The following is a 14,249-nucleotide window of genomic DNA, read 5'->3' as shown; positions in this document are numbered from 1 at the left end:
TTCGAATTCGGTGGATGGAAGCGCGAAGGTGGTCAGCCGACGATCCCGAGGATGTCGCTTTCCTTCATGATCAGCAGGTCTTCACCGTCGATCTTCACTTCGGTGCCCGACCACTTGCCGAACAGTACGCGGTCGCCCGCCTTGACGTCGAGCGGGGTAACCTTGCCGTCTTCCGAGCGTGCGCCGGTGCCGACGGAGACGATTTCGCCCTCGCTCGGCTTTTCCTTGGCGCTGTCGGGGATGATGATGCCGCCAGCCGTCTTTTCTTCGGCTTCGAGACGGCGGACCAGAACGCGGTCGTGCAGCGGACGGAATGCCATTATGATGACCTCTTCCAGTTGAGTGTTGGACTGTTTGGCACTCTCTGCGTGAGAGTGCCAGCGACCGGGATATGGTTCGGCTGAACGGACTCGTCAACCACCGTTCATCGCGATTTTTTGTGTCAGGACGAAGTCAGGCCCAGCGCGTCCCGCCGCATCCAGCGCTGCAGCATCAGGGCTGCGACCACCACGAGGCCCGCTGCCAGCCCCAGCCAGATGCCGATCCCGGCAAGCGGCGTAAAGAAGCCGAGCACGATCGCCGTCCCGAGCCCCGGCCCCCAGTAGCCGAACAAGGCGTAGATCATCGGGACACGCGTATCCTGCAACCCGCGCAGCGCGCCGGCTCCGACTGCCTGGATGCCGTCGAACAACTGGAACGCAGCCGCGACGACCATGAAGCGGACCGCAAAGGCGACAAGTGCGGCGTTTTCCGGCGCGCGAGTGTCGACATAGATGCCCAGCACCAGTTCGGGCGCGAACAGCATTACCGCGGCGGGCACTCCCATGAACCCGATAGCCAGCAGGATCGCGATCCAGCCTGCGCGGCCCAACCCGGCGCGATTGCCCGCGCCGTAGTGATAGCCGACCTGGATGGTCGCGGCCTGCCCGATGCCGAAGGGCACCTGGAACGCGAGCGCGGCGACTTGCAGCGCGATCGTGTGCCCCGCCAGTTCGGACGAGCCGATCCGTCCCATCAGGAAGGCCGCGCCGCTGAACAGCCCGGCTTCGGCCAGGATCGTCAGCGCCACCGGGGTGCCGGTGCGGACCAGTTCCCGGAAACGCTGCCATTCGGGCCGCCACCAGTTGCCGAAAATCCGGTATCGGGCCAGGCGCCTGTCGCCCATGATCGCGACGGCATACGTGCCGAGCATCACGAACGCGGTGACCACGCTTGCCAGCGCGGACCCTTCAAGGCCGAGCGCGGGCGCGCCAAGGCGGCCGAAGACGAACGCGTAGTTCGCCAGCGCGCTGACTCCGACCGCGAGCCCGGTGATCGCGGTGGCGAAGATCGGCCGCCCCAGCGCCGAGACGAAGCTGCGCAGTACATTGGAGGCGATCATCGGGATCGCGGCCCACATGACCACTTGCAGGAAGTCCCCGGCGCGCCGGGCAATCTCCGGCTCCTGCCCCGTTAGCAGCATGATCTCCTGCCCGAACAGGCAGATGACCATGGTCACGATCCCGCAGAGCACCGACAGCCACAAGCCCATCCGCGTGCTGCGGCGGACTTCGCGCACCGCATGGCGCCGACGGCCGAGTTCGGCCGAGATCAGCGCGGCGACCATTCCGGTCAACCCGGAAAACGACCACATCAGCAGCCCGAACAGCGCAACCGCGAGGCTGGAAGCCGCGAGCGCCTGCTCTCCCAACCGGGCGACGAAGATCACGTCCATCGCGTAGACCAGCATCTGCAGCAGGTTCGCAGCCGCAAGCGGGGCAGCCAGCCGAAGCGTTACGGCCAGTTCGGTCTGCCAGGCGGGCGAGGAGGGTGCGTCGGACATCAAGTCCGCTCGAATAGGGTGATCGGGGCCGCGCGGGAAGGGGAATGAGGCCGGGCCATTCGGTGCTTCAGCCTGCGGCAAGCTTGATGCCGCCACGCGAGGGGTTTCTCTGATGAGGAACAGGCATGAAAACGATCTTCCGTCTTGCCGGCGCCTGCTGCGCGGCCTCCGTGGCCATCGTGTCGAACCCCGCCGCCGCGCAGGAGGTGTTCACCGGGATATACGTTCACGGGGTGGACACGCCATTTTCGCTGGAGACGGAAGAAGGCGGGGCCGACATTGCGCTGGGTTACCGTTTCGGCCGGCAGGACGCGCTCTCGATCATCGGCCGCCCGGCTCCCTACCTGATCGCGTCCGTCAACACGCAAGGCGATACGAGCTTCGCCGGAGGCGGGCTGAGCTGGAAGATCGGCAAGGGACCCGTGTGGGTTCGCCCGGGGTTGGGGCTGGTCCTGCACGATGGGCCATCCGAACGTTTTTCAGTAGGCGCAAGGCGCACGGATCTTGGCAGCCGCGTGCTGTTCGAGCCGGAAATCGCGATCGGCACGCAAGTGACGCCGCGCCTGGGAGTGGAAGCGAGCTGGGTCCACGTCAGCCATGCGCGGCTGTTCAATTCGCAGCAAAACCCCGGGATCGACATGATGGGCGTGCGGCTGACTCTCGATCTTCGATAAAGCCCTTCCGTGAAAGCGTCTTGCGTGCGCACCTTCGGGACACTAGGCCCGGGGCGATTTTGCGGAGACTGTTCCTGATGATGTCCCGAATTGCCCCGATTACTCTTCTTCTCCTGCTGGCGGCCTGCGGCGACAACGACGCCGAGGAAGTCAACCCGGCCGTGGTCGAGCAGAACATCGCCGCCACCAGCGGCGGCGCGGCGGCGGCCCCTGCGCCCGCGGCAGCGGATGGGGCAGTTGCCGACCCCGGCGAAGCTGCACCTGCGGCAGCCGAGCCGGAACTTCCGGCCCCCGCAGCGACAGCGACGACCGCACCGGCTGCGTCAACGGCCCCGGCCGCCCAGCCGAGTGCGGCGCCTGCCGCACGGCCCAGCGCGGCACCGGCCGCGCGGCCCAGCGCTGCTCCCACCCCGAAGCCGAGCGCTACGCCGGCCGCGGTAGCGGCGGCTGGCCCGCCTGCGGCCTTCAACCAGTGCAAGGCGTGTCACTCGGTCAAGCCGGGCGACACCGGGATCGGTCCGTCGCTCGCCAACGTGTTCGGCGCCAAGGCCGGGCATATGGCGGCTTATGATTACAGCGAGGCGATGGAAGGGGCGAACATCACCTGGAACGAGCAGACCCTCAACAACTTCCTCGCCGACCCGAGGGGCGTCGTTCCCGGCACGAAGATGATCTTCCCCGGCATCAAGGACGCGGAAAAGCGCCAGGCGATCGTGGATTACCTCAAGACGCTTTGAGCCCAAGGCGGCCCAGCGGCTGGACGAACAAGGCGGCGCCCTTCGGGGTGCCGCCTTTTCTTTGCCGGCTCGACGCGGGTTCCGCAGCGGGGCGGACAACAAAAAAGGGCGGCGCCGCGAGGCACCGCCCTTTCCCGTTCTCAAAGAGAGCGAGGCTTACTTCAGCTCGACGGTGCCGCCGGCTTCCTCGATCTTCTTCTTGATCTCTTCGGCTTCGGCCTTGTTCACGCCTTCCTTGACGGGCTTCGGCGCGCCTTCGACAAGAGCCTTGGCTTCGGTCAGGCCCAGGCCGGTGATGGCGCGGACTTCCTTGATGACCTGGATCTTCTTGCCGCCGTCTCCGGTCAGGATGACGTCGAATTCGGTCTGCTCTTCAGCAGCAGCGGCTTCACCGCCAGCGGCCGGGCCGGCAACGGCGACGGCAGCAGCGGCGGAAACGCCCCACTCTTCTTCCAGCGCCTTGGCGAGCTCAGCGGCTTCGAGGACGGTCAGCTTCGACAGTTGTTCAACGATGTTGGCGATATCGGCCATTGTAACACACTCCAATGAAATGACTGGACCGGTCCCTTGCCGCGCTTGGCGCTAGGCTCGGGCCCGGTAGATTCGCGTTTGCGATAAACCGCTTACGCCGCTTCCTTGTTGCCATAGGCTGCAAAGACGCGGGCCAGCTTGGCCGCAGGCTCGTTGACGACCCGGGCGATCTTCGTCGCCGGGGCGTTGATGAGGCCCACGATCGTGCCGCGCAGCTCGTCGAGCGAGGGCATCGAGGCAAGCGCCCTGATCCCGGCTTCGTCGAGCGTCTGCCCACCCATGGAGCCGCCGACGATTTCGAGCTTGTCGTTCGTCTTGGCGAAGTCCACCGCGGCCTTGGCAGCAGCGACCGGATCGGTCGACCACGCCAGGGCAGTCGGGCCATTGAGGAAGTCCTCAACGCCTTCGTACGGGGTGTCCTTCAGGGCGAGCTTGGCGAGGCGGTTCTTCGCAACCTTGTAGGACGCACCGGCTTCGCCCATCTTCGCGCGCAGATCGGTGGACTGAGCCACCGACATGCCGAGGTTGCGGGTGACAACCACCACGCCGACCTCTTTGAAGACTGCGTTGAGCTGGGCGACCGATTCGGCTTTCTGCGAACGATCCATGCCGTACTCCTTCACTTGTGACCACGCGGACGAGCCGCGTGACCGGCTGCATTTGTCCATGCCGAAAACCGGCACGGGCGAGTCCGAAGGGGAAGGAGGTTGCGCCGCCAAGATCATTGGGAACGCGAAGGCGATGCAGGCATCGCCCGGAAACTCTTTTCCCCGTCTCGGCCGGAAATTAAGAAGGCAAACAACGCCTTCACCGACTGTCTCGGACGGATGACTGCCGAAGCAATCCGGCCGGGCCTTTAGTGGATTGCAGGCCTGAGTCAAGGAATTCGAGGTTCGGCGTTCGTCCGGCGCGCCTGCCGACGACCTTCCGGGTTCGGCCCCCGCTTCGGCCCCACCTTCGGCTAAGCCCTTCATTTCTCTTCGAAGAGGCGTTTGACTCAAAGGGGAGTTGCCCCTATATCGCGCCTGCCGGCACGTTTCGAGCAAGGCCGATCTTTTCGCGGGGGTCGGCTCAGGAAGGAAACCCGGTTCTACCACAGGCGCGACGCATGACTGCAGGATTGGCCGGAGGGCTGGTGCCGCTGCGGTCTTTCCGCGTCCCTGTGGTTCCCCTCCCGCACCGAAATTTACCGCCGGCGCATGAGCCGGCCCAAGGCGAAGAGGCACATTCACCATGGCGACCCAGGCATCAGAGGCCACCGGCACATCCGTCGGCGCGACCATCGGCAGCAAGAAGAAGCGCATCCGCAAGATCTTCGGCGACATCCACGAAGCGGTGGAAATGCCGAACCTGATCGAGGTGCAGCGCGAAAGCTACGAGCAGTTCCTGCGGTCGGACAAGGCCACCGGCTATGTCTCCGGTCTGGAAAAGACGCTGCGCTCGGTGTTCCCGATCCGCGACTTCGCCGGCAGTGCCGAGCTGGACTTCGTTCACTACGAACTGGAAGACCCGAAGTACGACACGACCGAATGCCGCCAGCGCGGCATCACCTACGCGGCGCCGATGAAGGTGACCCTGCGGCTGATCGTGTTCGAGGTCGACCAGGAGACCGAAACCCGGTCCGTGCTCGATATCAAGGAGCAGGACGTCTACATGGGCGACATGCCGCTCATGACCGGGAACGGCACCTTCATCATCAACGGCACCGAGCGCGTGATCGTTTCGCAGATGCACCGTTCGCCGGGTGTGCTGTTCGATCATGACCGCGGCAAGACTCACTCCTCGGGCAAGTTCCTCTTCGCTGCCCGGGTGATCCCGTACCGCGGTTCGTGGCTCGATTTCGAATTCGACGCCAAGGACATCGTCAACGTCCGGATCGACCGCAAGCGCAAGCTGCCGGTCACCTCGCTGCTTTACGCCCTCGGCATGAACGATGAGGACATCCTCGATCGCTTCTACGAAACCGTCACCTGGAGCCGTGCGAAAGAAGGTTGGGAAATCCCCTTCCAGGCCGACCAGTGGCGCGGCCAGAAGCCCGCGTTTCCGCTGGTCGATGCCAAGACGGGCGAGGAAATCTTCCCCGCCGGGCAGAAGGTATCCCCCCGCGCTGCCAACAAGGCGGCCAAGGACGGGGTCGAGCGTCTGCTGATCCCGACCGAAGAAGTGTTCGGCCGCTACTCCGCGCTGGACCTGATCGACGAATCGACCGGCCGCATCTACATCGAGGCGGGCGAGGAAGTGACGCCCGACAACCTCGAGAAGATCGACAACGCCGGGATCGCGCAGCTGCTGTTGCTGGATATCGATCACGTCAACACTGGTCCGTGGATGCGCAACACGATGGAGGCCGACAAGGCCGGCAATCGTGACGAGGGCCTCGAGGCGATCTACAAGGTGATGCGCCCGGGTGAGCCGCCGACCAAGGAAACCGCCGAAGCCCTGTTCGAAGGCCTGTTCTTCGATGCGGAGCGCTATGACTTGTCCGCCGTCGGCCGCGTGAAGCTCAACATGCGTCTTGGCCTCGATGCGCCGGACACCGTGACCACGCTGCGCAAGGAAGACATCCTTGCCGTGGTCAAGGAGCTGGTGAACCTCAAGGACGGCAAGGGCGAGGTCGACGACATCGACAACCTCGGCAACCGCCGGGTCCGCTCCGTGGGTGAGCTGCTGGAAAACCAGTACCGCGTCGGCCTGCTGCGCATGGAACGCGCGGTGAAGGAGCGGATGAGCTCGGTCGACGTGTCCACCGTGATGCCGAACGACCTGATCAACGCGAAGCCTGCGGTTGCCGCGGTGCGCGAGTTCTTCGGTTCGTCCCAGCTTTCGCAGTTCATGGATCAGACCAATCCGCTGTCCGAAGTGACGCACAAGCGCCGCGTTTCGGCTCTCGGCCCGGGCGGTCTGACGCGTGAACGCGCAGGCTTCGAAGTCCGCGACGTTCACCCGACCCACTACGGCCGCATCTGTCCGATCGAGACGCCGGAAGGCCCTAACATCGGCCTGATCAACTCGCTGTCGACCTTCGCCCGCGTCAACAAGTACGGCTTCATCGAAACGCCGTACCGGAAGATCGTGGACGGCAAGGTCACCGGTGAGGTGGTCTATCTTTCCGCGATGGAAGAGCAGAGGCACACGGTTGCGCAGGCATCTGCCGAACTGAACGAGGATGGCAGCTTCGCCGAGGAGCTGGTTTCCACCCGCCAGAACGGCGAGTTCACGCTTTCCCCGCGTGAGCAGGTGACCCTCATGGACGTGTCGCCGAAGCAGCTCGTTTCGGTCGCCGCGTCGCTGATCCCGTTCCTGGAAAACGATGACGCCAACCGCGCACTGATGGGATCGAACATGCAGCGCCAAGCGGTGCCGCTGGTTCGGGCCGAGGCGCCGTTTGTCGGCACCGGCATGGAAGAGACCGTCGCCCGCGATTCGGGCGCGGCGATTTCCGCCGTGCGCTCGGGCGTGGTCGACCAGGTCGACGCCACCCGCATCGTAATCCGTGCTTCGGGCGATATCGATGCCGGAAACCCCGGCGTGGACATCTACACGCTGCAGAAGTTCCAGCGTTCGAACCAGAACACCTGCATCAACCAGCGCCCGCTGGTGAAGGTGGGTGACGTGATCGAACAGGGCGACATCATTGCCGACGGTCCCTCGACCGATCTTGGCGAGCTGGCGCTGGGCCGGAACAGCCTCGTCGCGTTCATGCCGTGGAACGGCTACAACTACGAAGACTCGATCCTGATCTCCGAGCGGATCGTGAAGGATGACGTGTTCACCTCGATCCACATCGAGGAGTTCGAGGTCATGGCGCGCGATACCAAGCTCGGGCCGGAAGACATCACCCGCGACATTCCGAACGTCGGCGAGGAAGCCCTGCGCAGCCTCGACGAAGCCGGTATCGTCTACATCGGCGCCGAAGTGCACCCGGGCGATATTCTGGTCGGCAAGATCACGCCGAAGGGCGAGAGCCCGATGACGCCGGAGGAAAAGCTCCTGCGCGCGATCTTCGGCGAAAAGGCAAGCGACGTACGCGACACCTCGCTGCGCCTGCCGCCGGGTGTGTCCGGCACGATTGTCGAAGTCCGGGTGTTCAACCGCCACGGCATCGAGATCGACGACCGTACCCGCGCTATCCAGAACGAGGAAATCGAACGCCTCAAGAAGGACGCCGAGGACGAGCGCGCGATCCTCAACCGTGCGACGTACAACCGCCTGCGCGAAATGCTTTCCGGCCAGACCGCGTCGTCGGCGCCGAAGGGCATCAAGAAAGGCAGCGAAATTACCGATGAGGTGCTGGACACGGTCGATCGCCACGAATGGTTCAAGTTCGCGGTGGCCGACGATGCGGTCCAGTCGCAGCTTGAGGCGATCAAGGGCCAGTACGACGAAGCGGTGAAGCGCATCCAGGACAAGTTCGAGGACCGCAAGGAGAAGCTCGAACGCGGTGACGAACTTGCTCCCGGCGTGCTCAAGATGGTCAAGGTCTTCGTCGCGGTGAAGCGCAAGCTGCAGCCGGGCGACAAGATGGCCGGCCGTCACGGCAACAAGGGCGTGATCAGCCGCATCCTGCCGGTCGAGGACATGCCGTTCATGGAGGACGGTACTGCGGTCGATCTCGTGCTCAACCCGCTGGGCGTGCCTTCGCGCATGAACGTCGGGCAGATCTTCGAGACGCACCTCGGTCTTGCGGCACGTGGGCTTGGCCAGCAGGTTGCCCGGGCGCTGGATGACTGGCGCGAGGCCAATCCGGACCCGCAGACGGCGGAACCGCCGGCGGCGGTCGTGGAACGGCTGAAGGACGTCTACGGCGAGCAGTACCATGAGGATATCGAAAGCCGCACGACCGCTGAAGTGGTCGAATTGGCGGGCAACCTCAGGAACGGCGTGCCGATGGGCACTCCGGTGTTCGACGGCGCACGCGAAAGCGACGTTTCGAACATGCTGATGAAGGCGGGTTTCGACACGTCCGGCCAGGTGACGCTGTTCGACGGCCGCTCAGGCGAGGCGTTCGACCGCAAGGTGACTGTCGGCTACATCTACATGCTGAAGCTGCACCACCTTGTGGACGACAAGATCCACGCCCGTTCGATCGGTCCCTACTCGCTCGTCACCCAGCAGCCGCTGGGCGGCAAGGCGCAGTTCGGCGGACAGCGCTTTGGTGAAATGGAGGTCTGGGCGCTCCAGGCCTACGGCGCCGCCTACACGCTGCAGGAAATGCTGACCGTGAAGTCCGACGATGTCGTCGGCCGGACCAAGGTCTACGAAGCGATCGTCAAGGGCGACGACACCTTCGAGGCCGGCATTCCGGAAAGCTTCAACGTGCTCGTGAAGGAAATGCGCAGCCTTGGCCTCAACGTCGAACTGAAGTCCCTGACCGAGGACGAAGAAGGCGACCAGTGGCCGGAGGCGGCTGAGTGATCGGAAGGCGGGCGGCCCCGGGCTGCCCGCCACCTCACCCGCACGAGAATTCACCCGTTATGGGATGTGAAAAATGAACGAACTGACCAAATTCACCAACCAGCTCGCCAAGCCTGAGACGTTCGACCAGATCCAGATCGGGATCGCGTCTCCGGAACGGATCCGCAGCTGGTCCTTCGGCGAAATCAAGAAGCCGGAAACCATCAACTACCGCACGTTCAAGCCCGAGCGTGACGGCTTGTTCTGCGCGCGCATCTTCGGTCCGGTAAAGGACTACGAGTGCCTGTGCGGCAAGTACAAGCGCATGAAGTACAAGGGCGTCGTTTGCGAAAAGTGCGGCGTTGAAGTGACCGTGACCAAGGTCCGGCGTGAGCGGATGGGCCACATCGAGCTCGCCGCTCCGGTCGCGCACATCTGGTTCCTGAAATCGCTGCCGAGCCGTATCGGCCTGCTGCTTGACATGCAGCTCAAGCAGCTTGAGCGCGTGCTGTACTTCGAAAGCTACATCGTCACCGAACCGGGCCTGACGCCGCTGGAGAAGTTCCAGCTGCTGACGGAAGACGAACTGCTCGACGCGCAGGACGAATATGGCGAAGACGCCTTCACCGCCGGCATCGGCGCGGAAGCGGTCAAGATCATGCTCATGGAACTCGACCTCGAGCAGGAACGCGCCGACCTGCTGCAGGAGCTTGAGACCACCAAGTCCACGCTCAAGCCGAAGAAGATCATCAAGCGCCTGAAGGTCGTGGAAAGCTTCATCGATTCGGGCAACCGCCCCGAATGGATGATCCTGGAAGTCGTGCCGGTCATCCCGCCGGAACTGCGCCCGCTCGTCCCCCTCGACGGAGGCCGGTTTGCGACTTCCGACCTCAACGATCTCTACCGCCGCGTGATCAACCGCAACAACCGCCTCAAGCGGCTGATGGAGCTGCGCGCGCCGGACATCATCGTCCGCAACGAAAAGCGCATGCTGCAGGAAGCCGTTGACGCGCTGTTCGACAACGGCCGCCGCGGCCGCGTGATTACCGGCGCCAACAAGCGCCCGCTGAAGTCGCTGTCCGACATGCTGAAGGGCAAGCAGGGCCGTTTCCGTCAGAACCTGCTCGGCAAGCGCGTCGACTATTCGGGCCGTTCGGTGATCGTGACCGGTCCGGAACTCAAGCTGCACCAGTGCGGCTTGCCCAAGAAGATGGCGCTCGAGCTGTTCAAGCCGTTCATCTACGCCCGACTGGACGCCAAGGGTCTTTCCATGACCCTGAAGCAGGCCAAGAAGTGGGTCGAGAAGGAGCGCAAGGAAGTCTGGGACATCCTGGACGAGGTGATCCGCGAGCACCCCGTGCTGCTGAACCGTGCACCCACGCTCCACCGTCTCGGCATCCAGGCGTTCGAGCCGGTGCTGATCGAAGGCAAGGCGATCCAGCTTCACCCGCTGGTCTGCTCGGCGTTCAACGCCGACTTCGACGGTGACCAGATGGCCGTGCACGTCCCGCTGAGCCTTGAGGCGCAGCTGGAAGCGCGCGTGCTGATGATGAGCACGAACAACATCCTCAGCCCTGCCAACGGCAAGCCGATCATCGTGCCGTCGCAGGACATGGTGCTGGGCCTCTACTACCTGGCGATGGACCGGGAAGGCGAACCGGGCGAGGGCATGATGCTGTCCGACATGGCCGAAGTGCACCAGGCGCTCCACGTCGGTGCGGTCACGCTGCACTCGAAGATCGTCAGCCGCGTTCCGCAAACGGACGAGGACGGCAATCAGTACATGAAGCGCGTGGAAACCACACCGGGCCGCATGCTGATCGGCGAATGCCTGCCGAAAAGCCACCGCGTGCCGTTCGAGGTCGTCAACCGGCTCCTCACCAAGAAGGAAATCGGCGACGTCATCGACCAGGTCTATCGCCACACCGGCCAGAAGGACACGGTGCTGTTCGCTGACGCGATCATGGCGCTGGGCTTCCGTCACGCGTTCAAGGCCGGGATCTCCTTCGGCAAGGACGACATGATCATCCCGGACACCAAGTCCGAACTGGTCGACCAGACCAAGGCGCTGGTTGCCGATTACGAGCAGCAGTACCAGGACGGGTTCATCACCCAGCAGGAGAAGTACAACAAGGTGATCGACGCCTGGAGCCGTTGCGGCGACACGGTGGCGGCTGCCATGATGGACGAGATCCGGGCGATGCCGAAGGACGAGAACGGCCGTCAGGCGCAGATCAACTCGATCTACATGATGAGCCATTCGGGTGCGCGTGGCTCGCCGGCGCAGATGAAGCAGCTTGCCGGCATGCGCGGTCTGATGGCCAAGCCTTCGGGCGAAATCATCGAGACGCCGATCATCTCGAACTTCAAGGAAGGTCTGACCGTTCTTGAATACTTCAACTCGACGCACGGCGCCCGCAAGGGTCTGGCCGACACCGCGCTCAAGACGGCGAACTCGGGCTACCTGACTCGCCGCCTGGTCGACGTGTCGCAGGACTGCGTGATCGTGGTGGACAACTGCGGCACCGACAACGCGCTCGAGATGCGTGCCATCGTGCAGGGCGGTTCCGTGATCGCCTCGCTTGGTGAGCGTATCCTTGGCCGTACGCTGGCGGAGGACCTGATCCACGCCAAGACCGGCGAAGTGCTGGCGAAGTCGGGCGACTTGCTGGACGAAGCCGCGATCAAGGTGATCGAGGACGCCGAAGTACAGAAGGCGATGATCCGCTCCCCGCTGGTCTGCGAGGCGGAACAGGGTGTCTGCGGCAAGTGCTACGGGCGCGATCTTGCCCGCGGCACCCCGGTCAACATCGGTGAGGCTGTCGGCGTGATCGCCGCGCAGTCGATCGGTGAGCCGGGTACGCAGTTGACGATGCGGACCTTCCACATCGGCGGCGCCGCGCAGCTCAACGAGATTTCGCATCTCGAAGCCATCGCCGACGGTACGATCCACTACCGCGACATTCCGACGATCGTCGACAAGCGGGGCCGCCGCCTGTCGCTCGCCCGCAACGGCGAAATGATGATCGTGGACGCCGAAGGCCGTGAGCGCGCGATCCACCGCGTGCCTTACGGGACCGGGCTGATGTTCGAGAATGGCGCGAAGGTGAAGGAAGGCGATCGTCTGGCTGAATGGGATCCGTTCACCCTGCCGATCATCACCGAGCAATCGGGCGTGGTTCGCTACCAGGACCTGATCGAAGGCAGGACGATGGAAGAGCGGGTGGACGATGCCACCGGCATCGCCCAGCGCGTCGTGACCGAGAACCGGGCGACCGGACGGGCCAAGAAGGATGATCTGCGTCCACGGATGACCCTGCTGAACGAAGGTTCGGACGAAACGGAAGCCGCGCGCTACATGCTGGCGCCGGGCACCACGCTTTCGGTCGACGACGGGCAGCGGGTCGAGGCAGGCGACATCCTGGCTCGTGCTTCGCGCGAAGCGGCCAAGACCCGCGACATCACCGGCGGTCTGCCGCGCGTGGCGGAGCTGTTCGAGGCGCGCAAGCCGAAGGACAACTCCATCATCGCCAAGATCAGCGGGCGCGTGGAATTCGTTCGCGACTACAAGGCCAAGCGCAAGATCGCGATCGTCCCGGAAGAGGGTGATCCGGTTGAGTACCTGATCCCCAAGACCAAGGTGATCGACGTCCAGGAAGGCGACTTCGTCAAGAAGGGCGACACGCTGATCTCGGGTTCGCCCGATCCGCACGACATCCTGGAAGTTCTCGGGGTCGAGGCACTGGCCGAGTACCTGTGCACCGAAATCCAGGAAGTCTACCGGTTGCAGGGCGTGAAGATCAACGACAAGCACATCGAGGTGATCGTTCGCCAGATGCTGCAGAAGGTTGAGATCACCGATGGCGGCGACACCACGTTGCTGCCGGGCGAGCAAGTCGATCTGGACGAGATGAACGAGGCCAACGGGAAGCTTGGCAAGGGCAAGCAGCCGGCGCGGGGCAACCCTGTCCTGCTCGGCATTACCAAGGCGAGCCTGCAGACCCGGTCGTTCATTTCGGCGGCATCCTTCCAGGAAACCACTCGCGTGCTGACGCAGGCGGCGGTCGAAGGAAAGAAGGACACGCTGATCGGCCTGAAGGAAAACGTGATCGTCGGCCGTCTCATCCCTGCCGGTACCGGCGCGGGCATGAATCGCGTCCGGATCGCCGCTTCGGGTCGCGACGCCGCACTGCGCGCCCAGTACCGCAAGGTACAGGAGTCGCTGATCGTCGCCAACTCGGCCGAAGAACAGCGCGCCGCGGAGCTGCTGCGCGATCCCGCCGATGACACCGGCGACGATCCGCTGGCTCGGATGGAGCCTGAGGCTCACGGCACCGATGCCGACGCTGGCGACTACCTGATCCGCGACGAGGATCAGGCGGTGCAGCCGCCGAAGGACGCGCCGGACGAAGACGAAGCGTAAAGCCAGTCCGGACTGAAGTCTGGACCCAGGGATGAACCCGCCGGAGGCTGTCGCTTCCGGCGGGTTTTTCTTCGCCAACGCAGAAGCCTTTCGCCACAACCGAAACAGGAGCAAAAATGCGCAGCTTGGCCATTCCGGCAATCCTGATCCTAGCCGGTTGCAACGCCGAACCGGCAGCGGACCGGCAGACTCCTGCTGCCCCGTCACCTCCTTTCGTTGAGCCGCTTCCCTCCACCATGACACCGCCCCGCAACGAAGCCAGTGGCACGCAGCAAGCTCCTGCGCCCCGCATCACGTCGGTTGGAGACCTGATCGGCGAATACCGCGTCGCAGGGATCGACGGAGAACCGCTCGATGCGCCGATCGGGATAGGCTTGTCGATCGACGAGCCGCTGATGTCCTACGAGCCGACATGCGCCGGCTTCGTCTGGAACATCGCCTTCGAGGGGGAGCGGCTGAGAACGGCGCGAAATCGAAGCGCGAGCGATGCCGCGCCGGGCTCAGCGGAGCCTGCCTGCACGGCCGACGTCCATCCCGCGAAGCAGCGACTGGCCGAAGCACTCGACGCCGTCACCCGTGCGGAGCGGGACGCGACCAACGCGGTGGTGCTTTCCGGAGGCGGGCACCGGGTGATGCTCTATTCGCAGTAGGCAAGTCCCCGGAACGCA

General features: G+C 64.2%; 9 protein-coding genes. 5 read left to right on the top strand and 4 right to left on the bottom strand.

Annotated features, from left to right (window positions below; translation table 11 throughout):
• Window positions 1-32: 32 nt before the first annotated feature.
• Together groES and ELY13_RS01645 are read right to left on the bottom strand one after the other, a co-directional pair.
• Entirely contained in the window at window positions 33-320 is a 288-nt protein-coding gene (gene groES / locus ELY13_RS01650) for a co-chaperone GroES (RefSeq protein WP_126172122.1), read from the bottom strand.
• 122 nt (window positions 321-442) lie between these two features.
• Complete coding sequence (locus tag ELY13_RS01645; RefSeq protein ID WP_126172121.1) at window positions 443-1,822, bottom strand: MATE family efflux transporter; 1,380 nt, start codon at window positions 1,820-1,822, stop codon at window positions 443-445.
• A gap of 125 nt (window positions 1,823-1,947) precedes the next feature.
• Between ELY13_RS01645 and ELY13_RS01640 the strand changes: the two genes are divergently transcribed.
• Both ELY13_RS01640 and ELY13_RS15130 read left to right on the top strand, forming a co-directional pair.
• Window positions 1,948-2,496: an acyloxyacyl hydrolase gene (locus ELY13_RS01640; protein WP_126172120.1), complete on the top strand. Its 549-nt coding sequence runs from the start codon at window positions 1,948-1,950 to the stop codon at window positions 2,494-2,496.
• A gap of 77 nt (window positions 2,497-2,573) precedes the next feature.
• On the top strand, window positions 2,574-3,233 hold the full coding sequence (locus ELY13_RS15130; protein WP_241233485.1) for a c-type cytochrome: 660 nt from the start codon (window positions 2,574-2,576) through the stop codon (window positions 3,231-3,233).
• Between the two features lie 156 nt (window positions 3,234-3,389).
• On the opposite strand, the gene rplL is transcribed toward ELY13_RS15130, so the two are convergent.
• Both rplL and rplJ read right to left on the bottom strand, forming a co-directional pair.
• Window positions 3,390-3,764, bottom strand: coding sequence for a 50S ribosomal protein L7/L12 (gene rplL / locus ELY13_RS01630; protein ID WP_126172119.1), 375 nt, complete (start codon window positions 3,762-3,764; stop codon window positions 3,390-3,392).
• 92 nt (window positions 3,765-3,856) lie between these two features.
• Window positions 3,857-4,372: a 50S ribosomal protein L10 gene (rplJ, locus tag ELY13_RS01625; RefSeq protein ID WP_126172118.1), complete on the bottom strand. Its 516-nt coding sequence runs from the start codon at window positions 4,370-4,372 to the stop codon at window positions 3,857-3,859.
• 625 nt (window positions 4,373-4,997) lie between these two features.
• On the opposite strand from rplJ, the gene rpoB reads away from it, so the two are divergent.
• The 3 genes from rpoB (at window position 4,998) to ELY13_RS01610 (ending at window position 14,231) form a co-directional block, all read left to right on the top strand.
• Complete coding sequence (rpoB, locus tag ELY13_RS01620) at window positions 4,998-9,179, top strand: DNA-directed RNA polymerase subunit beta (protein ID WP_126172117.1); 4,182 nt, start codon at window positions 4,998-5,000, stop codon at window positions 9,177-9,179.
• 73 nt (window positions 9,180-9,252) lie between these two features.
• The gene (gene rpoC, locus ELY13_RS01615; RefSeq protein ID WP_126172116.1) at window positions 9,253-13,581 is read left to right on the top strand and encodes a DNA-directed RNA polymerase subunit beta'; all 4,329 of its coding nucleotides are present in this window, start codon (window positions 9,253-9,255) and stop codon (window positions 13,579-13,581) included.
• 116 nt (window positions 13,582-13,697) lie between these two features.
• Entirely contained in the window at window positions 13,698-14,231 is a 534-nt protein-coding gene (locus tag ELY13_RS01610) for a hypothetical protein (RefSeq protein ID WP_126172115.1), read from the top strand.
• Window positions 14,232-14,249: the final 18 nt, after the last annotated feature.

This window comes from Altericroceibacterium xinjiangense (assembly GCF_003958635.1).
Taxonomy (GTDB): domain Bacteria; phylum Pseudomonadota; class Alphaproteobacteria; order Sphingomonadales; family Sphingomonadaceae; genus Altericroceibacterium_A; species Altericroceibacterium_A xinjiangense.
Note: the sequence above shows the minus strand (reverse complement) of the source record. Positions and strands in the feature narration are given on the sequence as shown.

What these genes read in the sequence shown, in the direction of transcription:
- groES (WP_126172122.1), bottom strand. Translation starts at nt 320, where the DNA reads ATGGCATTCCGTCCGCTGCACGACCGCGTTCTGGTCCGCCGTCTCGAA.
- ELY13_RS01645 (WP_126172121.1), bottom strand. Translation starts at nt 1,822, where the DNA reads ATGTCCGACGCACCCTCCTCGCCCGCCTGGCAGACCGAACTGGCCGTA.
- ELY13_RS01640 (WP_126172120.1), top strand. Translation starts at nt 1,948, where the DNA reads ATGAAAACGATCTTCCGTCTTGCCGGCGCCTGCTGCGCGGCCTCCGTG.
- ELY13_RS15130 (WP_241233485.1), top strand. Translation starts at nt 2,574, where the DNA reads ATGATGTCCCGAATTGCCCCGATTACTCTTCTTCTCCTGCTGGCGGCC.
- rplL (WP_126172119.1), bottom strand. Translation starts at nt 3,764, where the DNA reads ATGGCCGATATCGCCAACATCGTTGAACAACTGTCGAAGCTGACCGTC.
- rplJ (WP_126172118.1), bottom strand. Translation starts at nt 4,372, where the DNA reads ATGGATCGTTCGCAGAAAGCCGAATCGGTCGCCCAGCTCAACGCAGTC.
- rpoB (WP_126172117.1), top strand. Translation starts at nt 4,998, where the DNA reads ATGGCGACCCAGGCATCAGAGGCCACCGGCACATCCGTCGGCGCGACC.
- rpoC (WP_126172116.1), top strand. Translation starts at nt 9,253, where the DNA reads ATGAACGAACTGACCAAATTCACCAACCAGCTCGCCAAGCCTGAGACG.
- ELY13_RS01610 (WP_126172115.1), top strand. Translation starts at nt 13,698, where the DNA reads ATGCGCAGCTTGGCCATTCCGGCAATCCTGATCCTAGCCGGTTGCAAC.